Origin of the sequence: Thermococcus alcaliphilus, assembly GCF_024054535.1 — an archaeon.
Taxonomy (GTDB): Archaea; Methanobacteriota_B; Thermococci; order Thermococcales; family Thermococcaceae; genus Thermococcus_A; species Thermococcus_A alcaliphilus.
On the sequence record NZ_JAMXLV010000018.1, the window covers coordinates 53724 to 74146 of the forward strand.

Here is a 20423-nt window from a genome sequence, read left to right on the forward strand (position 1 = left end):
ATGAAGAAGGCCCTTTTTGTCCTTCTTCTCTCTTTGATCGTCTTAGTTTCCATATGTATAACTCGGCCCTCAACCACACCCACTTCTTCACCAAACGAGGCTTCAAAGGTTGTTTCATTCCTAAATGAAGCCAAAGAAAATCTTAATAAATGTGATACTACCTTAAAATCACCCTTAAACCCCCAGAGCGATCCAGCCTACCTCAACATGACCATCCTAAGCGAAACAGTGCTTAAACTAAACGGCGAGTTATATGAATATGTGGTTTTAGGGGTGCAAGAGGTTAACTTCTCAGGTGAAGTGTTGTTTAAAGGATACAGAATAATATGGAACACTCCAAAGAACATCACAACCACAGGAGGACAGAGAATTGATTTTAAGATTTACAAAGGAAGTTCAGTTGTTGACTCATTCGTATACTGGTACATACCATTTCAGCTTGATTCTTACTGCGTCTCAATTTATACGAAAGCTCTGGAGCTTCCAGAAGAAGAGATAACCTTCATTTTCATCCACATAGAGAAAAAAGATTTGTGGATGGCTCTAGCAAAAAGATAAATACTAGTTCCACCTACAGCACTTTAGGGGATTGGAAATGAAAGAAAACACCAAGGCTTTCCTTTTTCTAATCTTTGCAACCCCATTGTGGACTCTAACAGCTTTTGGGATAGAAAAACTCGAAGGCATGTATGGCAGAATTCACCCTGAAATTCTCTTCTTTATCTATCCAACCCTTATTGTGGCTTCAATAACCACACTTTTTCTATGGAAATTGCAGATTTCTCTCCCAGAATTTGCTGTAATGGCAAGCATCGCTCCCCTCATAGTAGCAATAGCACTTTCTATAGTAACAATGATTGAAGACCTTCGCTCCAGCTCTTATCACAGCGATGACCCGGGCTTTTTTGTTTTCTTTCTCTTTTATCTATTTCCCGTGGTTTCCTTCCTTTTAGGGGCATTCATATACTATACCATAGCCCGCTTAAAAGGTGATGCACAATGAGACGTCAAACCGTTATCTTAATACTGGTTTCCCTATTGCTTTTGCTTCTATTAATCCCAATAAGACTGGCTATAATGATTTTGCTGGATATAAGTGACATCTCTAAGATTTTGCCACGTAGTGTCTCTTTCTTGCCAATAATTGGGAGTGTCTTGTCTGCGTTTATTGTAGGATTTTTGGTTAAAATTGTAGCGTTGAAGATTTATAAAGAAGAAAAACCAGCTAGAATAGCCTTTTTGGCAATCTTTTTCATCGCGCTTCTTATCTTTGTGTATACAATCAACGTTCCCAGTATTGGACCCTCTCCACAGAAAGTCATCTACTACACCCTTTATGAAAATGAGGTTTACGTTAACCCCTATTTCGGAGAAATTTCCCTCCCATTTAAAGAAATGGACTGGACAAAAGAATATGGTCTAAGGCCTAGCGGATATCTAAAGAGAGAGGAGGGAATAGTTAACGGAACCGGTGGGTTTGTGTTCCAAAATATAACCAGTGTTTATATGGGAATTTTTGTCTATCCCAGCTCACACAAGAGTCCTAAATGCAAAAACGCTCTCAGAGATCTCGAAGAGATTCTCAAAAATAAAGGATGGCAAAGTATAGAAGTTCCTCCCGAAGCTCTGGAAAAGAGAAATTTCATTGGAAGGCTTATCAATGCCACGATGCTTCAGGAAGGAAATAAAGCCGTATACTTAGAATGCTCAGACGTGATGGCCTATGGGAGGTTGATAATTTTGTATGGAGAAAAAGAAGAAGTCATTGAACTCGCTTCAATCTTGAGCTAGCTATTCCCTTATGAACAAAGCCGCGCCCATGCCAAAGTATGATGGGCAAGCGTAAGCAGTTTTTATGAGCTTCATTGGAACCTTTCTTAAAACGCCGTAAAGGACGAGCAGCTGCCAGTAGCTGTCCGGCAAAGCTTTGTTTATCAGCTCATCCGGTATCTCAAGGAACTCTTCAAGTCTACTTTCTTGGATTATTCTCATGATAAGCTCATCATATTCCTTAGCTTCGGGTGCATAGCCGTACGGGCCGTTGCCGTGTGCATGGGCATGGTCTGCACTCGCTATGAAGGCTACCCTTTTTCCGTAGTTTTCAAGGACTTCCCCAACAATTTCCCCGAATTTAACAAGCGTTTCTTTCGGAATGTGCCGTGCGGGAGTTAAAAGCACTAGCGGTCTCTTTTCCAAGAAGTGGAGAGGTATAAGTTCTCCCCAAGTTAAGGGAAAACGGGAGTATTCCCCACTCAGCGAGGCAAAGTTTATATCAACCACGGGCAAACCTTCAGTCTTTGCCTTTAGGTATATCTCTCTGGCAAGCTCTTTGTCCGTTTTATACTCCCCTGGAAGCTGAACTCCAGCAAAACCGAGCCACGAAATTAGATTCTCAGCCATTATAACCCCAAGGGCTTCACTCATGCGAACGTTATGAGGACTTATAAGAACATAAACCTCTGCTCTTGAAAGCTCCCTGCCAATTTCCTTAAGGACTTCTGCAAGCTTTCTCGTCTCCTCGTCCTCTGGCTTGAGAACGGGGTTCCCATGAGGCATCATAGCGACACCAATTAACATTGCATCACCACCTAAAACATTCCTCAAGGGATTCCAAAGAGCATTCATCTACTTTTGGGGTCTCAACGTGAGTTAGAGTCTTCAATCCAGCCCCAGTGAGAATGCTAACAACCTTCGCTCCTTCTTCAATGACGCCTCTTTCTCTGAGCTTTCTTATTGCACTCACTCCTGTTGCAGAGGCAGGCTGAACAAAGAGGCCTTCTCTGCCAAGGGCTTTTTGGGATTCCAAGATTTCTTCATCATTAACGGTAATGCATAGTCCGTCAAGTTCTCTCAAACGCCTCACCACTGCGTTCCCGCTTGGCGGATAGGGATTTTCTATGGCGTGGGCTATTGTGTGCGGGCTCTCAAACCTCTCTATTCTATCTTTTCCACTGTTGAACGCTTTGCATATTGGAGAACAGCCTTCCGCTTGAACCACCACAAAACGAGGGAGGTTTTCGATTAACCCACTCTCTTTAAGTTCTAAAAATCCCTTCACAATCCCCCTAAACAGTCCTCCCGAGGAAGTAGGGACAACGACATAATCTGGAGTTATTTCCTCAATTATTTCGAAGCTTATGCTCTTGTACCCTTCAATCCTAAAGGGATCATCCGAGTTTATGAAGTATATACCCTTTTTCTGGCCTATTTCAAGGCTTTTGTAATAGAGCTCCCCGTAATCCCCATGAACTTTGATTATTTTTGCCCCATAAACTTCTAAAGCTTTGAGTTTTTCCTCTGCTATCGTCGATGAAACGAGAATGTACGTTTCAAGTCCAGCAAAAGCTCCATAAGCGGCAATGCTTGCCGCCATATTGCCCGTTGAGACCGTGCCAATCTTTTCAAACCCCAGCTGAAGAGCCCTATGAATGCCAAGATAAGTCCCCCTGTCCTTAAAGCTCCACGTGGGATTTGTGGTTTCATTTTTGAGATAAAGTTTAACTCCAAGCTCCTTTGAGAGCTTTTTTGCCTTTGTCAGTGGGGTGTCCCCCTCTCCAAGACTTAGCTCTGGCTTAAGCTCGAATGGGAAAAATCCGGAGAATTTCTCCCAAACTTTTCTCCCTATTCCGGGAACGCTCTTGAAAAGTTCAAGCTCCAAGGGTTCTCCGCACTCACACCTCTGATATGGCTTTCTCAGAGAGTACTCTCTCCCGCATGCAGTACATTTCAGCATGAATTCACCTCCAACATGCAGCGTCATTTGGTTTTTGCGGCTCTCCCCAGAACTTCCCTTATTATCTTTGCAGCAGCAAAAGCACTTATACCTTTGTAATCATAATTAGGATTAAGCTCCACAATGTCAAAGGCAATTATTTCCACGTTCAAGCTCTTTATTACTTCGACAAGCTCCCTCGTGCTTAGACCTCCCGGCTCAGGATTTCCCACACCAGGGGCAAAGGCAGGATCTAGGACGTCCATATCAAACGAAAGGTATGCTTTTTCGAAAGGCACATGGACTCTTGGAGATTGATAAATCTCTGATGCAGAGATTATTTTTACTCCATGCTCCTTTGCAAATTCGACCTGCTCTCTTGTAGGTGCCCTCACACCAATTTGGACAACGTTCTCCCTTTTTACCCAGCCCTCCTCTACCAATCGCCTTACCGTGCACGCGTGGGAGTACTTGTCACCCTCGTATTCTGGATACATGTCTGGATGAGCATCAAAGTAAATCAAGCCGAAATCCTCGTCTGAGGCTTCTTCAATCGCCTTAAAAGTGGTATAGGTTATAGAATGGTCTCCACCTAAAAAAAGGAAGAGTTCTCCATTATAATGCTCTTTAACTGTTTTGTTGACCTTTTCAACTAGCTCCTCAAAGGTATCTGCTTTGATATCTCCTAAATCCTTGTAGCTCCAATGTTCAGCTAGATTGACCAGGTCTTCATTAAAGCTGTTGTAAAGCTCCTCGGAAGTTGCCTCCCTTATGGCTTTTGGCCCTTCAGCGCAACCTCTTCTAAAGGAAGAGGAGTTATCCCACGGAATCCCGAGGATGTAGAGGTTTGGTTTTTTAGATGAAGGAATTCCAAAAAGCATCTACCACACCTTCGTTCCTATTGGAACTTCATCCGGAACTGGCAAAAGGTAAACTTTGCCGTCTTCGCTCTCGGCAACTATAAGCATTCCTTGGCTCTCAACACCTGAAAGCTTTTTGGGCTTCAGGTTTAAGACGAAAATAAACTTCTTTCCTTCAAGCTCCTCGGGAGTGTATTGATCAGCTAAACCAGTTATTATAGTCCTCTGCTCACTTCCAAAGTCCACTTCGAGTTTTATGAGCTTCTTAGTTCTCTTCAGCTTTTCAGCTTTTTTAACAAGGCCCACCCTAAGGTCAAACTTCCAGAATTCATTGACATCATAAAGCTCCATAAATTTCACCACAAAAGATTGGGGAAGCGAATATTTAGGCTTTGTGCTGAGAGGAAGCATCTGCACTAAACTTCAAAATGATAAAAATGCTGAGAAGTATTAAAAGGGAAGCAAGAAGAAAGTCTGTAAGGAATCCACCTGCTTTCACGATAAATCCGCTCAAGATACTTCCGACGATAGCACCAAGAGAGCTTATCAAGTTATAAAAGCCCATCATTGCCCCTTTTTCTTTCTCTTTCGCAAGCTTAGAGATTATTGAAGTTGTTGATATGCCTATGTATGCCCAAGAATATCCGGCCAGTGCGTAGGAAATGAATGCACAGATTTTGAACATCGTTTTAGTTTGGGGTAAGCCAAGTAAAATAAGAGAGAACCCAAAGCTTCTTATGCTCAATCCCCTAATGAGAGATACTTTTCCACCTCTTCTCTCGGTGTGTATTCCGGCTTTCATATACATATAGGCAGCTATTGATGAGTTTAGAATAGCAGCGAGATATATCTCGGAAGTGCTAACATTGCGGGATTTTAACAGGACTGGGAATTGTGAAAAATATAACATCGCTCCTACCCAGAAGAGGATTGAGGCAAGATAAAACTCCTTAAACTCCAAAAATCTTGTGAGAGCCCGCTTGTTGTAGTCGGGCAGATGAATCATGATGTTTGGCAGATACCTAAACTTTTCGACAATGTAGTTTGCATAAACTCCCAGACTCTTTCTCTCAATCCTAAACGGGGCTTCTTGAATCCACTTAACTCCCAAAACAATCGAAGGAATATTAACAACAGCAAAAACTACAAGAAGTTGTCTAATACTTAGAAAATAAGCTAGGAAAAACCCTAGAATAAGCCCCACGACCCATGCCCATCCACCTATCTCGTTGAACTTCGCAATTCCGTAGTCGAGTTGCTTTTTCTTTAGGACTCTTGCAATAAGTATAACCGGAATTGGAATTGTGGCTGCGATGAAGAAAGAATACAGAAAGCTGAGGACCATTAGCTGAGTAATGTTCCTTGAAAACGCCATTAGAAACGAGAACAAAGATGTTCCGATAAAGCCCAGTACCAAAAAAGGTTTTCTTTTAAGCATTTTATCTGAGAGCTTTCCCCAAAATACTCCCCCTATCATTGAGGCAATGCTTCCAATAGCGTTAATTACTCCTACTTCTTGAGGAGATCCACCTGCTTCTAAAGTTAGGAGGGGTATCAGTGTAGAGGTACCACCTGTTGAAACCTTGAAGGGGACAAATGCGTAAAACCATCTAATCTTGGACTTCTTTGTGTAGGCAAATAGGGCTGAATCTTCGATGGCTCTTAGGGATGCATTCTCCCTCTTCCGAGAAGCCTTCATTGGGGACACCTTAAAGTAATGAAAGAAGAAGAGAAGAGCAGTTCACCAGTCTTCATCTTCGTCCCAGTCTTCCTCCTCCCATTCCTCTTCATCCCAATCTTCATCGAATTCCTCATCAAACTCTTCTTCCTCTTCTACCAATGGCTCCTCCTCGTAGTCCTCTACCTTCTTCTTTTTCTTTGGGGGTTGCATATTTGACACCTCCCGCCCCCTCTCGGGGCGTTATATACAGAAATCATGGGTTTATAAACTTTTCGTCATGGTTTCTCGGTTCTCATTCAAGATCTAAAAATATTAGGGCTGTATAACAATGTTAATTGGATATAACAGCCATACCTGGGAGAAAGGTTTATATACCCTTAACCAACTTTAGAATGGCTAATATCCATAATACAAGGGCTGAATAAGCGTAGAGTATAAAAATCCAAATTTGAGCCCTCAAGTTCAAAAACAGGCGGATTTGGTGTGAGAAATGGAGACAGAATTGAACTCTGATGAATCCCCCCTATTCAGAGCAACAAGCCTAGAGGAGAAATTGGGGATTTCAAAAATCTATCTAAAACTCGAAGCAGCAAATCCAACAAAAACACACAAAGATAGGATCGCAAAGGCACACGTTAAACGGGCAAAAGCCCTTGGCTTTTCTGGGATTACTGTGGGAACCTGTGGTAATTACGGGACATCTATAGCATATTTTGCAGAAAAAGAGGGATTAAGAGCCGTGATCTTTATTCCAAGGCACTATGAAAACTCAAGAATGGAAGAAATGAAAAGGCATGGGGCAGAGGTTATATTTGTAGACGGGTCATATGAGTCAGCAGTCTTTATGAGCAAAACTTTTGCAGCAACTATGAATTATTACGATGCAAACCCGGGATCGCAACCCATAATAGATTACGAAGCTTATTCCCTCATTTCAAAAGAAATTCTCAAAGAAATTGAGCCATATGCAGTCTTTGTTCCCGTAGGAAACGGTTCCACTCTAGTGGGGGTTTACTATGGTTTCAAAAAATATGGAAAGATGCCAAAAATCATTGGAGTTACAACAAGCTACGGAAATCAAATACTGAACGCATTTTATACCGGTAGTATGGAAGAAGTTAGAGACTTTGTTGAAACTCATTTCAACGAACCCCTTGTCTCATCGATATCTTTTGATCTTCAAAATGCCCTTGAAGCTGTAAAAGCATCGAAAGGGTATGTTTTTGGTTTTGCCGATGATACAGCCTTAAAATATGCCAAGATTTTGGAAATGAGTGAGAGGATAAAGGTTCTCCCAGCCTCTGCTCTAACTTTAGCCGGGCTTGTTAAGTTTGTTAGAAAATTCGGTGTAAATAACGAGAATTTCGTCCTGCTCCTTACTGGAGGGGTTTGAAAATGAAGAAAGCCTTGATTCTTGCAGAAGGAAGATACAACACAAGCGATGGAAAGACTGCCCATGGGTTGGTTAGATACTCTAAGAGGTTTAAGATTGTGGGGGTAATAGATTCCACTTTGGCTGGAAAGGACGCTGGAGAAGTCTTGGATGGAATACCCCGCAACATTCCCATCTACGGAAGCTTCGAGGAAGCAGTTGCAGAGAATCCCGATGTTAAGTATCTCATAATTGGAGTGGCAACTCCTGGCGGATATTTGCCTCCGCTCTACAAGGAGATTATAAAAAAAGCAATAAAAAGAGGGATGAACATAGTTAATGGTCTCCACAACTTCCTCAGCGACGATCCCGAATTTTCTCGCTTAGCCAAAAGGTACAAGGTTCAGCTGATAGATGTAAGGAAGATATACAGAGACCTAAAAATTCCTTTCACAGGAAAAATTGAGGAAGTCAAGACCATAAAAGTCGCCGTACTGGGGACTGATGGTGCAATAGGCAAAAGAACTACCGCGATAATGCTTCATGAGGCATTTAAGCACTTTGGAAAGAAGAGCGTTTTTGTGGCAATGGGACAAACAGGGTGGATGCAAGGGGCAAAATACTGCATAGTAATGGACTCAATAGTAAACGACTTCGTTGCAGGGGCTATTGAGGACGTTATCTGGAGAGCTTGGAAAGAAGAAAATCCGGATGTTATTGTTACACACGGAGAGGGTTCTCTCCTCCACCCAGCTTATCCAGGTGGATTTGAGTTAATAGCCTCAGGTAGACCAGACTACATTGTGCTCCAGCATGCCCCGGCAAGAAAATTCTTCGATGACTTCCCTCAGTACGAAATTCCACCATTAGAGAGGTACATACAGCTGATTGAACTCCTCTCTGGTAAGAAGCCAATAGCTATCACAATAAACTCTGAAAGACTTACGAAGGAAGAAGCTATCCAAAAAGCCAGGGAAATAGAAGCAACTTACGGAATTCTAACGAGAGTACCTCTATATGAGGGTGTCGAAGACATAGTTAAGGCAATTCTTGAAGACGCAGAACACTTAAAAGCAGTGGCCCAGCAAGAGGTGACTGCAAATGCCTCTCAAATGCTTTGATTACATATCCATTGAAAAGCCAAAGCTCTCTTCTCGGAGGATCTCCTCCGTTTATACAATTTCTATTGATGGAAATGAGGAAAAATTTAGGCTCATTCACACCTACGAAGAAAAAATTCCCAGAAATGAAGTCTTCGCAAAGCTTATGGTCATAACTCCAGCGATAAACTACGCTCTCTTCACCCCAGAAATTTTCTTTAACTTTCCCCTCGATCCAAGAGACCTGCAGTTCTTTAAGGATATGATGGGGCTTACTGCAAATGATATCCTTGTGAACAGGATATACAAGAGGACAGGATTTGTCAGGGAAGAGTTCATCCCCAAAGAGATAAAACCGCAGCCTTTAGCGGAGGTTGTCCCGGAAAGAGTTGAAGAGGAAAATGTAAAACTAACTCCCGGCTACAACAAATGCGCTGTAATGCTTAGTGGTGGAAAGGAGAGCCTTCTCACCTATGGGCTTATGAAGGAGATCGGGTGCGAGGTTTATCCATTCTTTTTCAACGAATCCGGTGGACACTGGAAAGTTGCCCTAACAGCGTACAAGTGGTTCAAGGAGCATGAGCCAAATACCAAGAAAGTGTGGAGCAACGTGGACAGGCTTTACACATTTATAGAAAAGCACATGAAGATACTTCAAAACGTAGGCAAGCCAAAGGCTGAGGTATATCCGATAAGGCTATTTTTCTTTGAGCATTACGTCTTCTCCTTCCTGCCACTAATTGAAAAGTACAACATAGGAAATGTTTTGCTAGGCAACGAATATGACGACCCAAGAGGTCTCACCTACGAGTTCCATGGGATACCTCACTTTTATGCCGTCCTCGACCAGAGCCAGTTCTTCGACAAGTATATGACGAGATGGTTCGCCGAGAGGGGCTTAAATATAAGGCAGTGGTCTGCCGTAAGACCAATAACGGGACTTATCGTTGAGAGAATCCTCTACAACCGCTATCCGGAGCTCTTTAAACTCCAGAGGAGCTGTCACTCAGTTCACAAGGAGGGTGAAGATTATGTCCCCTGTGGCACATGCTTCAAGTGTAATGGTATCCAAACTTTTCTGCTCGCCAATGGAATAGATCCCCAGCTCATCAAATACAAACCACACCATATAGAAACACTCCCCAAGAGGATAGCGAAAGGAAAAGTTAGACTTGACGAAGATGAACTCCAGCACTCACTCTATCTAATAAAGCAGAGAACCCCCAATTTTCCGCTAAGCGGGAAGAGGAGAGACCACGTGGAGATGCTCCACTTCGATGATAGAAATTCTCACTTCGACAACATCCCCCTGGAGTTCAGGAAGAGGATATACTCAATCTTTGAGCAGTATACAAAAGGATATGCCTATCTAAAGGAAGGCAAATGGGTTGAAATAACAAGGGAGGAGGTGCTTCATGGAGTACACGATAGTTGACGGGGAGATATATCTGGAAGAGATCAAAAAGCTTGACAGGGAAATAAGCTACTCATTCGTTCGCTTTTCCATTCCCTATGAGGACTTCGCAAAGAGGCACGAAGAACTCTTTAGAGAGCTCCTTTCACATGGAGAACACAAGTTCTTCGCAGCCCTCGATGAGAAAGGAAAGCTACTGGGCCATGTCTGGGTTTGTTTGACCCTCGATACTGTTGATTACGTTAAAATAGCCTACATTTACGACATCGAAGTTATTAAAAAGGCAAAAGGGCTTGGAATCGGTTCAGCCCTTTTAAGAAGAGCTGAAGCATGGGCAAGAGAGAAGGGAGCAAAGAAAGTTGTACTTAGGGTGGAAGTTGATAACCCTGCAGTAAAATGGTACGAAGAAAGGGGATACAAGGGAAGAGCACTTATAATGGAGAAATTGCTAAACTTCAAAAATTAAGAGCTTATCTCCTTTACTTTGGCTCAAGAGATTTCCGCTCTCATCAAACACCCAAGTCCCGCCCGGAGGGTAACTGTTCACAATGAAAGTTTTAACACCAAGTAGTTTAGCCCTTTCGGACATTGCCTTAAGGTCTTCTTCACTTATCTTTCCGCTCTCGGGTGAATATTCCATGGGTACGAACAGAAAATCGGGCTTTTTCTTTCTTATCCACTTCGCTATGCGCTTGTTGTAAAGATCACCACAGATGATGATTGCAACCTTACCGAACTCAGTCTTAGCGGTCTTCACTGTATTGCCCGTACAGAACTTCATTGGTTCCTGAAACTTCCGGTGCTTAAGAATAACTTCTCCTTCACGGTTTATCAAGAGAGCAGAGTTATAAACACAGTTCTTATACGGTTCCAAGAGCCCAAAGATTACATACACAGCATTATTCTTCGCAAGAGTGCTCACTCTCTCGACAATTTCATCATATAGCTTTGCTCCACCGAAGTCCCACTCTCTAAAGCCAGTTAGGCAGTACTCCGGAAACACCAAGATATCTGGATTGTACTCTAATGCCTCTTTAAACCTCTGTTTGAACTCCTTCCAGTTAGTCTCAAAGTTTCCATCTTCAACGTGCATCGAGATTAGGACAACTTTCACCTTACACACCAGAAAAATTAAACAATAAAAGTGCTAGAGTTTTAGTTTAAAGCCCTCCGTCTCTGTGTTAATAGCCTTTAAAACCATAACATACACGTATGGCTTGGTTTCTTCCCCATCTTTTGCTCTCACAGCTCTTATTACAGTGGTTGCCAATTCTTCCAAGAGAGACATTACGTATCTGGAACCATCACCCAAGACATCCATGTTCACAAAGTAAAATATAGTCTTTTTCTGGGAGTTCCCGTATTTCACAAGAAGGTCAATGAGCATAAGGGCTTCAAACTTTGATTCAGCAAGCAAAAACACTCTAGATAAGCCTAAAACAACAACGATGGTTTGTTTGGTTTCATTTTGGGAGAAGTAGGGAGTGCAAGTTAATTCAAAATCCTTAATGAGCTTTGGAATATCACTCGCGGGTAGCCTAGCAAGTACTTTGCCTACGTTTAAGCGACCACCAACTTTAATGACCTTTAAGTTCTCAAAAAATTCCGTTTCCAAGTTTGCAAGGCTTATCTGGGTTTTGTACAAGGATAGAGTATCGAGAATATCAATGATCATTACGTCATAGCCTTTTTTTCTGGCCCAGGTGAGCAAGTAGTAGAACCCCTTGTAGGGAAGTGTCAGTGAATCGTACTCTATCAAGACACTCTCTCCCGGAACAATTGACTCCCATATTTTAGCACCTTCGGTCATTGCGATCTCCACCTTATACCACCATTGTATAGTTGTTAGGTTCATTATTTATTAGTTTTTGGATCAAAAGTCAAAACACCTTGTACCGTGGGAGCTACCACTTCAGCTGTTTACTTAGGTTGAATGCTTTTTCTGCAAGCTCATCAGGAATATCAAACGGATCTCGGTACTTGTTGAGTTCTTTGAACAAAATATCGAACTGTTTCAGCGTTTCAACGTTTTCACTTAGCATCATTTTTCGTTCCTCGTGTGGCTTAAAGGCGGCGGAATTCAAGAAAACCTCCAGATTTGACATCGCCACTCTAAGTTTCCAGAATTTCTCCCTTTCATCTTTAGAGTGAGACCAAAGGAACTCAAACAAGTTCTTAACAACATACACATGATCTCTGTAGTTCACGGCGTAAAGGAAGATAACCTCATTAGAGGCATTGTTCTGAAGAAGATATTCAAAACTCGCCCCTATATGCTCAAGCTCCCATCTGTTTATCTCAAATTTCGTATAGGTATCTTTTAACATCTCTTTATTTTTCTCTTTACACTGCCACCAAGAATATGTTGAAAAGGCTGAAGCTAAGAGTAATGTTATGAGAAGGAAAGACAAGCCCTTCTTCATGCAACCACCAAATTTAGTTCCTTGATAAAGATTTAAAAAGCCTTTTGCATTGTGTAATTTCAAGGTTGCCATGTTTAAAACCCCCAATCTGCTGGTGAACCTTTTTTATGTTTATGAAAAGACTCAAAAGAACTACCTATCAGAGATGACGTTCTCGTAGAGGGAGAAGTTGGGAAACTTCATGGTCACGGTCGTTGAAGGAATAAAAAGGCTGGATTTAGAACATTAGGATTTACTCCAAATGAGATTTTCTTTCTTCCAAAAACCTCTTCAACATCTTCGCTTTTTTAATTCTCCCAAGCTTGAGATAGGCTTGATATTCATATTCTAAATCCAAAACGGGGATTTTCATGCCCTCAATTTCTACGAAGCTTTTGTATCTGTTTATATCTACTGGTTCTTCCCACTCATCATTGACTTTTTTCTGTATGTCGCCCATTATCTCAACCTTAACCCCATCGATCATCAGCACTCCAAAGTGAGACCGGATTTTCTCGCTCTCCTTGAACCTGACAGGCTCGACCACGAACTCAGAGAAGAGCCTTTCAATTTCGTATGCCCCTTCCCTGTCTGTCTGGATGTCAATGTCATGGGGCTCAACTGGAACGCCCTGGAGGGCAAAGCCAAGGCTCCCCGTAACCGCCCAGGTGACGTCGCTTTGGCTTAACCTTTCATATAACCTGCGGAGGACTTCGAGGTGTTTTCGGGGAATCATTTCAACACCCTAAATGGATTAAGGCTGGTCTTTATAAAAAGATTTTTAGGATACCGCATAAGCGTTTCAAAACCTTGATACTGCCTACTATATGCTCCACTGCAAGATCGCTATGATTTGGACAAATTCGCAACAGCCCAAAAAGCAGGAATCTATTACCTCTACATAGTTGTCCTCGGAGATAATGGCTGGAAGAGCTGGGATGTAATTAAGATCGAGGTAAGCTAAATCTCGAAAGCCTGTGTGTTGTTATATGTAAAAATTATACGCAAATAAGTAATACTTAATTCAAGGAAAAACTTTATATATAGTAAGTGCAACTTTCAATTAAAAGTCCAACAAGAAGGGGAGTGTTAAAAAGCTGGAGCACAAAAGTACAATATGCTCTCCTCTTCTGGATGCTCCCTCCAGTGTGTAAAATTGAGGAAAAGTTTGGAGGTGTTTTAGATGCCAATGTACCTCATAACTCACAGATACCCGAACGAAGAGCTCTTAAACGCTGTAAAAGAGGCCGCAGAATTCTTTGAGCGGATACCCTCATTGCCCAATGGTATAGAGTTCCTTGCAAGCTACAACACAGACTTTGGTGCCTATACACTGTGGAAAGCACCAAACAAAGAAGTGCTAGAGAAAGTGTTAGAGGACTCTCCGACGTTTAAGAAGAACGCGGAGATAGTGGAGGTCGTGCAGAGCTATCCACCCACATCCGAATACACTGTTAGGGTATGGAGAATGTTGCTCGCAATGGCCAAAAAGTGAGGATATCCCTTTTCTCATTTTATTTTTTACACCTCAAAATTTCCATCTTTTTAGGGCATGAAGCTTAAAAGGGTGAGTAAAGATATTCGACCGGTGGATTATATGGATCCTATAATTCGCGAAGCTAGGCCTGAGGACAAGCCATTCATCGAAGAGATAGCAAAGCTAACATGGGAAGGTGAAGACTACCTTGCTAGGGTTTTTGATAGCTGGGTAGAAGATGGGAACTTCTACGTTCTTGAACTTGAGGGAAAAGTCATCGGAACGGCAAAGCTGACTCTTTTACCCGATAAGGTCGGGTGGCTTGAAGGGCTTAGAGTACACCCTAACTACAGGGGCAAGGGCTTTGGAAGAATGATTCACAATTTCATGATACAGAAAGGAAGGGGACTTGCAAAAGATGGTATCATAAACGCTCTGGAGTTTTCGACTTATTTCCTCAACAAGGAGAGCATAGCAATGGCAAAGAAAGATGGTTTTAAGATCGTCAAGCGCTACTACATTATGGGGAAAGCTGTAGAAGGAATTAAACCTTCAAAGCCATCCGACAGCACAATAACCTCTTTAGAAGAGCTTGAATACGAGGAGTATATTCCCGTGGGATGGAAGTTCGTTCATAAAGTCCCGGAAGCTTTAGACTGGCTCAGGGAAAAAGCTATTATCAAAGAATGCGGCGGAGCCAAGTTCATGATGCCCAAAGACTCTGAGAGTGCTTTTGTACCGTTTCACCTTTCAAAGTCATATGTAGAACAACTCCTCCCCTGCATGGCACAAGAAGCTTTGAACGCAAATCAAAAATACATTGAAATTATGGTGCCCGAAGAAAGGAAGGAATTACTTGAGCCCCTCAGAGAGCTTGGCTTTGAGGTCTGGGACAACTGCAAGGAGCCCAATGTGTTGGTGTTCAGGAAGGAGTTAAAAGTTTGAAAAAAGATTTCATTCCTCCAAAAACCTTTCCACCTTCTCTACCTTCCCTTCTATTGCTTCAAGCCTTTTTTCAATACCTTCTAGCTTTGAAACAAGTCTGGAGATTTCATTTGCCGTTTTAATTTCTTCCCTGTCATGCAAAGAGTAGCCAACAGAATAGGAGATGCCTGCCGCCATCAGGAACAATAGTATTGCAATGCCGATGTTCGGGTAGTTTGCGCCCCCTTTCAGGATTATTACTGTAGACAGAACTATTGCGACTAACCAACTTGCTAAAATAATCACATCTCTCGTTCTCATCCAACCACCTCCTTCAGGATATCAGGAGAGACCTTAATATCAAACGGGACAAGTTCATAAAACCTCAAGGCTATTCCTCGTTTTTCATCTATCACGACTCTGCTCTTAACTATTCCCGCCTTTTCAAGCTTTTTTAAGTGGATTTTTGCAAGGGCCCTGCTTATTCCCAGTGCTACGGCTATCTCATTAAGGTACATTGGTCTGTTCTCTTTGGCAAGCACCCCCACAATTTTGAGCCTTAGTGGATGTCCCAGCCCATCAAGTATTCTTGCCAGTTCTTCCACATCCATGTTATCACTTGATAACATGTAATCAAATGATTACATATAAATTTTTCGGTAATTCGTTCAAGATTTGAGAATGGAAAAAACATACAAGACCCTGCTATTTAAGTTCCCTCAAGGATGCTCCCATTACTCCTGCCGAAAATTATTTAAAAATTGTTCACCCAAAACACGACGCTTTAAGCCTTCAGAGGGGTTCTTTATGCGCTGGAGCGAGATTCCTAGGGAAGCCAGGACCTACATGATATACCATGCACTCATAGCGCCTGGACTCATAACTTGGACGCTCTTCCCCCTCTACCTCATGATGACGGGCTACTCCGTTCTCGAAGTCGGGGCGTTCTTCACGATAGTCAACATCGCCTCGATCCCGCTCACCTACCTCTTCGGCAGGCTCTTCAACCGCTGGGACATCAAAAAGGGCCTGATAGCGATAGACATCCTCGATGGGATAGCATACGTAATGTACGGCCTTGCCAAAGGAGCAATAGCGCCGCTGATGCTCTTCGGCGGAAAAGTGATCGACAAGCTCTCCACGCTCCTCTACCCTCTCTACCAGGCCTACGAGCAGATAATTTACCCTGAAGACAAGTATGAGGAGATATTTGCATGGCACCTCCGCCTGCCTGAGATAGCCACCTTAGTGAGCTTTCCGATAATGGGCTACCTCCTCGGGTATGTGTACAACAAGCCGGAGCACTACCGCCTGACCTTCCTCTTCTTCGGCCTTCTCTCTGTCGTGACTGTTGCCTACCTCTGGCTCTTCCTCCCGAGCGTTGGTAGGGAGGAGAGGATAAGCCCGGAAGGGTTCACATTCAGGGTTGGAGAGTTTAAACGCCTAATCGCGTTTGAGACCCTCTTAACGCTCGCGTGGGGACTTGCGCCGGAGTTCATCCTCATAAACTACATTGTCTTCGTTCTCCACAAGACGGTCTTCGAGACAACGCTGATAACCGTTGCGAGCAGTCTGATGAGAATAGCTGGCACCTACGCCAGCGAGAGGGTTCCAAAGGAAAAGGGCTTCCATGCCATAGCCCTTGGGATGTTCCTCAACGCCTTCTACGCATTCGTGATGGCGCTCTCTCCATCCTTCTGGCTAGTCCTGGCCGTTTACGCCGTTGGCGACTTCGGCAACGCGCTGTGGTTCCCGTTCTACCGCTCGTGGCTCTTCAAGCTCATTCCAAAGGAGAGGACAACAGAGTTCCACGCGGCGATATCGAGCTACCGGAAGGTTCTCGGACTCGTAACACCGGTCGCGGCAGGTTTCCTTGCGAGCATTCACCCAACGTTGCCCTACGGTGCAAGCCTTGTGGGCTTCATAGCGGCTGGATTGTTACTACTTATGGATTTCGAGAAGAAAGTAAAAAACTCACGCCTCGCCCATCTGCGATGTGTAGAGCCTGTAGAAGTGGCCTTTCTTTGCTAACAGCTCCTCCGGAGAACCCTCCTCCACTATTCTTCCATCGTCAACCACCACGACCTTATCGGCGAAGCGCGTTATTCCGAGGCGGTGGGCGATTATGATGCTCGTCCTGCCCTCCATCAGCCTGAGCATGGCATCCTGCACCAGCCTCTCGGTCTTCGGGTCAACGCTTGAGAGCGCCTCGTCGAGGATAACTATGTCCGGATCCTTTAGAAGTGCTCTCGCGAGGGATATAAGCTGTCTCTCCCCAACGGAGAGGAGCTTTCCGGCCTCTCCCGCGGAGGTGTTGTAGCCCTGCGGGAGCCTCTCTATGAACTCGTGGACGCCAAGCTGCTTGCAGACCCTTATCACGTCCTCCTCGCTCGCCTCCGGGTTCGCCATAAGGATGTTCTCCATTATCGTCCCCGGGAAGAGATATGTCTCCTGCGGGACGTAGCCTATTCTCTTCCTCAGGCTCTTCCTACTGATCTCCCGCCCGTCGATTCCGTCGTAGAGCACTCTGCCGCTCGTCGGGTCGTAGAAGCGCATTATCAGGTTCGCCATCGTGGTCTTTCCGGCTCCAGTCTTTCCGACAACGGCCACCTTCGTGGCGGGAGGTATGTGGAGGTTTATCCCCTTGAGGACGGGGACGCCGTTCTCGTACTCAAACCAGACGTCCTCGAACTTAATCTCACCTTTCAGCCTTTCCACTTCTCTTCCAGAGTAGTCCTCAACGTTCTCGTCATCCAGAACCTCGTATATCCTCTCAAGCGCGGCCAAAGCCGACTGCAGGCTGTCGTAGAGGCCTATGACCTCGTTTATCGGCCCGCGGAAGCGCTGGGCGTACTGGATGAATGCAACGACGACACCCACGCTAACTGCGCCCTGGTAGGCTAAATATCCCCCGTAGGCTATGACGACTATGACCGAGAGCAGGCTGGTTATGTTCATGAGAGGCCAGAAGAGGCCCATATACACGGCCACCCTCAAGTAGGCCTTTATGGTCTCCCTTGAGACCTTCGAGAACTCCCTCTCTACATCGCTCTCCCTTCCAAAGGCCCTTATGGTCTCCACACCAGCGACGCTCTCCTCCACGACGCTCGAAATCCTCGCTATCTTCTGCCTCGTCTCCCTGTATGCCCTCCTCATCTTCCCGCCGAAGTAGTAAGCGACGATGGCCATCAGCGGGACGCTCGTGAGGGTCACAAGCGTCAGCTTCACGTCGAGAAGGAGCATGGCGATTATTATGCCTATGAGGCTGAGCAAACTTCCCAGGCTGCCGAGAAGGCCCGAGACGAGGACGTCGTTCACTATTCCGGTATCGTTCACTATCCTCGAAACGAGGTCTCCGGTCGATTTGTCCTTGAAGAAGTCCAGACTTGAGCGGAGAACCTTCTCGTGGAGCCTCGCCCTCAGGTCTCGGAGGACTTTCTGGCCAAAGATCTCGATGTAGAACATCTGGAGCGTGGCGAAGAACCACTGGGCCACGAGGGAGGCAAGGTAGAGCAGAGCCACAATCAGAAAGCCCGAATAATTGCCAGCTAGGATGTAGCGGTCTATCGCTATCCTCAGGATGTACGGGGGAGCGAGCGTGGCCAGGGCGGAGCCCACTATGCTCGCAACGACTATCGCGAGGGTCCGTTTATGGGACAGGGCCTCTCCTATGAACCTTCTAAGGAGCGCGAGGGACGAGTCACTGGCCATTCCACCCACCCCTGCCAAGCATCTCGCTGAAGAGGCCTCCTTTCCCTGCCAGCTCCTCAGGCTTCCCGTCCTCAACGATCCTGCCATCGACCATAACTATGACCCTGTCCACGAGCCTCGCCATTGAAAGGCGCTGGGAGACGATAACGGCGGTTTTGCCTTCGAGGATGTCCCTAAGGTCTTCGATCAGGCTCTCCTCGGTCTTTGCGTCGAGGTTCGAGACCGGGTCGTCGAGGAGGATTATCTTGGGCTCGAGGAGAAGGGCCCTCGCCAGGGCTATCCTCTGCCTCTGGCCGCCGGAGAGTGTTACGCCCTTCTCGCCGACAACGGTGTCGTAGCCATCGGGAAGCGAGGAGATGAAGTCGTGGATTTTCGCTATCTTGGCAGCTCTGATGATCTCCTCAAGGCTCGCGTCGGGCTTCGCTAAGGCTATGTTCTCCCTTATGCTCCTGTTGAAGATGAAGGGCTCCTGGGGGACATAGGCGACTGTTTTCCGCAGGCAGGCCGTCTTTATCTTCCTCACGTCCACGCCGTCAATGAGGACTTCCCCCTTTTTCGGCTCGTAGAAGCGCGCTATGAGCTTTAACAGGGTGCTCTTCCCACTTCCGGGCGGCCCGGTTATGAGGACTTTCTCGCCCGGCCTTATTTTCAGGTTCAGTCCCTTTAGCACGGTCTTTCCAGTGTGGTATGTGAGCCATACATTCTTGAACTCGATCTCCCCGCGTGGGTTGGTGAGCTCGACGGCATCAGGCGGGTCAACCTCGGCCGGAGCGGAGTCGATAACCTCAAAGAGCCTTGAGGCAGCGGCAAGACTCCTCTGGATGTCGCCTATGGTGAAGCCGAGAGCTCTAAGGGGCCACGTCATGGTTAGCATGTACGTTAGAAAGGCGGTGAGTTCTCCAACGGTAAGGTTCTGGCCCATTATCGCCCTTCCGCCGTAGTAGAGCATGACGCTCATCGCTATCCCCATCACGAGGAATGGCGCATTTCCGTAGAGGGCGGTTATCTTGGTGGCTTGGACGTTGAGCGTGTATAATTCCTCGTTCTCCTCCTGGAACTTCCCCTGGATTTCTTCCTCTACGGAGAGGGCCTTTATCGTCTTAACTCCTGCTATGCTGCCCGTCGAGACCGAGGCTATAACTCCCGTCTGGTGCCTCACCTCGTCGTATATGGGCCTCACTTTCTTCGCGTAGGTTGTGTTCAAAGCTACCACGAGGGCTATCGTGAGGAGAGCGACACCGGTGAGGGCCCTGTTCATGCGGGCCATGTAGTAGAGCGAGACAATGATGAGGAAGACGGAATAGACGAACATCCTTACACGGAACGATAAAAAGCGCGTTATCCTCTCGGTGTCGTTGGTTATCCTGCTTATGAGCTGGCCGGAATAGGTCTTGTCAAAAAACTCCATCCTGTGCCGCTGGATTGCCCTGAAAGCGTCCATACGGAGATGATAGACGGCGTGCTGGGCCGCCTTAACCAAAAGGTACCTCCCGCTGAAGCTGAAGGCCCCGTTGAGGATAGCAACGAGAAGCACGAGGAGAGCGTACCTGATAGCAACCCGATACTCGCCGGTGATTACACCCTGGTCTATGGCCTCCCTTATGAGGACAGGAATCACGCCGTTAGTGTAGGACATAAGGAGGACTATGGATAAGCCGCCTACGAAGTGGAATTTGTGGTCTCTGAGGTAGCTCAGGAGTCTTTTGAGTTGCCGCACTGAGTCGCTCATGGTGGAAAGATTGAGTCCGCTACTATAAATATTTGTCGGTT

Annotated in this window: 24 protein-coding genes; 10 read left to right on the forward strand and 14 right to left on the reverse strand. The window is 45.3% G+C overall.

Annotated features, from left to right (window positions below; translation table 11 throughout):
• Genes NF859_RS03015 through NF859_RS03025 form a run of 3 tightly spaced genes read left to right on the forward strand, consistent with a single transcriptional unit; the run spans position 1 to position 1791 of the window.
• Positions 1-558: a hypothetical protein gene (locus NF859_RS03015; protein ID WP_252742948.1), complete on the forward strand. Its 558-nt coding sequence runs from the start codon at positions 1-3 to the stop codon at positions 556-558.
• A gap of 37 nt (positions 559-595) precedes the next feature.
• Positions 596-1003 (forward strand): hypothetical protein, encoded by a 408-nt coding sequence (locus tag NF859_RS03020; RefSeq protein ID WP_252742949.1) that lies wholly within the window; start codon positions 596-598, stop codon positions 1001-1003.
• The gene (locus NF859_RS03025; RefSeq protein WP_252742950.1) at positions 1000-1791 is read left to right on the forward strand and encodes a hypothetical protein; all 792 of its coding nucleotides are present in this window, start codon (positions 1000-1002) and stop codon (positions 1789-1791) included. The genes NF859_RS03020 and NF859_RS03025 overlap by 4 nt, the downstream gene beginning before the upstream one ends.
• Here the strand turns inward: NF859_RS03025 and NF859_RS03030 are convergent, their stop codons facing one another.
• The 6 genes from NF859_RS03030 to NF859_RS03055 are packed head-to-tail and all read right to left on the reverse strand — an operon-like array spanning position 1792 to position 6463.
• The gene (locus tag NF859_RS03030) at positions 1792-2577 is read right to left on the reverse strand and encodes a DODA-type extradiol aromatic ring-opening family dioxygenase (protein WP_252742951.1); all 786 of its coding nucleotides are present in this window, start codon (positions 2575-2577) and stop codon (positions 1792-1794) included.
• A 4-nt stretch (positions 2578-2581) separates the two neighbouring features.
• Entirely contained in the window at positions 2582-3733 is a 1152-nt protein-coding gene (thrC, locus tag NF859_RS03035; protein WP_252742952.1) for a threonine synthase, read from the reverse strand.
• Positions 3734-3756: 23 nt separating this feature from the next.
• Complete coding sequence (speB, locus tag NF859_RS03040) at positions 3757-4593, reverse strand: agmatinase (protein ID WP_252742953.1); 837 nt, start codon at positions 4591-4593, stop codon at positions 3757-3759.
• A complete protein-coding gene (gene metG, locus NF859_RS03045; protein ID WP_252742954.1) occupies positions 4594-4923 on the reverse strand; it encodes a methionine--tRNA ligase subunit beta in 330 nt (109 codons plus the stop codon).
• Positions 4924-4957: 34 nt separating this feature from the next.
• Entirely contained in the window at positions 4958-6271 is a 1314-nt protein-coding gene (locus NF859_RS03050; RefSeq protein ID WP_252742955.1) for an MFS transporter, read from the reverse strand.
• A 42-nt stretch (positions 6272-6313) separates the two neighbouring features.
• Positions 6314-6463 (reverse strand): hypothetical protein, encoded by a 150-nt coding sequence (locus tag NF859_RS03055; protein WP_252742956.1) that lies wholly within the window; start codon positions 6461-6463, stop codon positions 6314-6316.
• Positions 6464-6743: 280 nt separating this feature from the next.
• Between NF859_RS03055 and NF859_RS03060 the strand changes: the two genes are divergently transcribed.
• From NF859_RS03060 to NF859_RS03075, 4 genes are read left to right on the forward strand one after another with little or no spacing between them, the layout of a single operon-like run.
• Entirely contained in the window at positions 6744-7646 is a 903-nt protein-coding gene (locus NF859_RS03060; RefSeq protein ID WP_252742957.1) for a pyridoxal-phosphate dependent enzyme, read from the forward strand.
• A gap of 2 nt (positions 7647-7648) precedes the next feature.
• Positions 7649-8746 (forward strand): N-acetyltransferase DgcN family protein, encoded by a 1098-nt coding sequence (locus tag NF859_RS03065; RefSeq protein WP_252742958.1) that lies wholly within the window; start codon positions 7649-7651, stop codon positions 8744-8746.
• Positions 8727-10160 carry a hypothetical protein gene (locus NF859_RS03070; RefSeq protein ID WP_252742959.1) on the forward strand — a complete coding sequence of 478 codons (1434 nt, stop codon included), beginning with the start codon at positions 8727-8729 and terminating at the stop codon, positions 10158-10160. The genes NF859_RS03065 and NF859_RS03070 overlap by 20 nt, the downstream gene beginning before the upstream one ends.
• Positions 10141-10605: a GNAT family N-acetyltransferase gene (locus NF859_RS03075; RefSeq protein WP_252742960.1), complete on the forward strand. Its 465-nt coding sequence runs from the start codon at positions 10141-10143 to the stop codon at positions 10603-10605. The genes NF859_RS03070 and NF859_RS03075 overlap by 20 nt, the downstream gene beginning before the upstream one ends.
• On the opposite strand, the gene NF859_RS03080 is transcribed toward NF859_RS03075, so the two are convergent.
• The 4 genes from NF859_RS03080 to NF859_RS03095 all read right to left on the reverse strand — a co-directional run bounded on the left by NF859_RS03080 (position 10588) and on the right by NF859_RS03095 (position 13277).
• Positions 10588-11253, reverse strand: coding sequence for a carbon-nitrogen hydrolase family protein (locus tag NF859_RS03080; protein ID WP_252742961.1), 666 nt, complete (start codon positions 11251-11253; stop codon positions 10588-10590). The two genes, NF859_RS03075 and NF859_RS03080, sit on opposite strands and share 18 nt — an antisense overlap.
• A gap of 33 nt (positions 11254-11286) precedes the next feature.
• Positions 11287-11961 (reverse strand): DUF257 family protein, encoded by a 675-nt coding sequence (locus NF859_RS03085; RefSeq protein ID WP_252742962.1) that lies wholly within the window; start codon positions 11959-11961, stop codon positions 11287-11289.
• Positions 11962-12043: 82 nt separating this feature from the next.
• Positions 12044-12562, reverse strand: coding sequence for a hypothetical protein (locus tag NF859_RS03090; protein ID WP_252742963.1), 519 nt, complete (start codon positions 12560-12562; stop codon positions 12044-12046).
• A gap of 232 nt (positions 12563-12794) precedes the next feature.
• A complete protein-coding gene (locus tag NF859_RS03095; protein WP_252742964.1) occupies positions 12795-13277 on the reverse strand; it encodes a nucleotidyltransferase domain-containing protein in 483 nt (160 codons plus the stop codon).
• Between the two features lie 447 nt (positions 13278-13724).
• Between NF859_RS03095 and NF859_RS03100 the strand changes: the two genes are divergently transcribed.
• Together NF859_RS03100 and NF859_RS03105 are read left to right on the forward strand one after the other, a co-directional pair.
• Positions 13725-14036: a hypothetical protein gene (locus NF859_RS03100; protein ID WP_252742965.1), complete on the forward strand. Its 312-nt coding sequence runs from the start codon at positions 13725-13727 to the stop codon at positions 14034-14036.
• Between the two features lie 102 nt (positions 14037-14138).
• On the forward strand, positions 14139-14963 hold the full coding sequence (locus tag NF859_RS03105; RefSeq protein ID WP_252742966.1) for a GNAT family N-acetyltransferase: 825 nt from the start codon (positions 14139-14141) through the stop codon (positions 14961-14963).
• 9 nt (positions 14964-14972) lie between these two features.
• Here the strand turns inward: NF859_RS03105 and NF859_RS03110 are convergent, their stop codons facing one another.
• Both NF859_RS03110 and NF859_RS03115 read right to left on the reverse strand, forming a co-directional pair.
• Positions 14973-15263, reverse strand: coding sequence for a hypothetical protein (locus tag NF859_RS03110; protein ID WP_252742967.1), 291 nt, complete (start codon positions 15261-15263; stop codon positions 14973-14975).
• Positions 15260-15571, reverse strand: coding sequence for an ArsR/SmtB family transcription factor (locus tag NF859_RS03115; protein ID WP_252742968.1), 312 nt, complete (start codon positions 15569-15571; stop codon positions 15260-15262). Before NF859_RS03115 ends, NF859_RS03110 begins: the two co-directional genes overlap by 4 nt.
• 178 nt (positions 15572-15749) lie before the next feature.
• Between NF859_RS03115 and NF859_RS03120 the strand changes: the two genes are divergently transcribed.
• A complete protein-coding gene (locus tag NF859_RS03120; protein ID WP_252742969.1) occupies positions 15750-16973 on the forward strand; it encodes an MFS transporter in 1224 nt (407 codons plus the stop codon).
• Here the strand turns inward: NF859_RS03120 and NF859_RS03125 are convergent.
• Positions 16917-18653, reverse strand: coding sequence for an ABC transporter ATP-binding protein (locus NF859_RS03125; protein WP_252742970.1), 1737 nt, complete (start codon positions 18651-18653; stop codon positions 16917-16919). The two genes, NF859_RS03120 and NF859_RS03125, sit on opposite strands and share 57 nt — an antisense overlap.
• Positions 18643-20382 carry an ABC transporter ATP-binding protein gene (locus NF859_RS03130; RefSeq protein WP_252742971.1) on the reverse strand — a complete coding sequence of 580 codons (1740 nt, stop codon included), beginning with the start codon at positions 20380-20382 and terminating at the stop codon, positions 18643-18645. Before NF859_RS03130 ends, NF859_RS03125 begins: the two co-directional genes overlap by 11 nt.
• Positions 20383-20423: the final 41 nt, after the last annotated feature.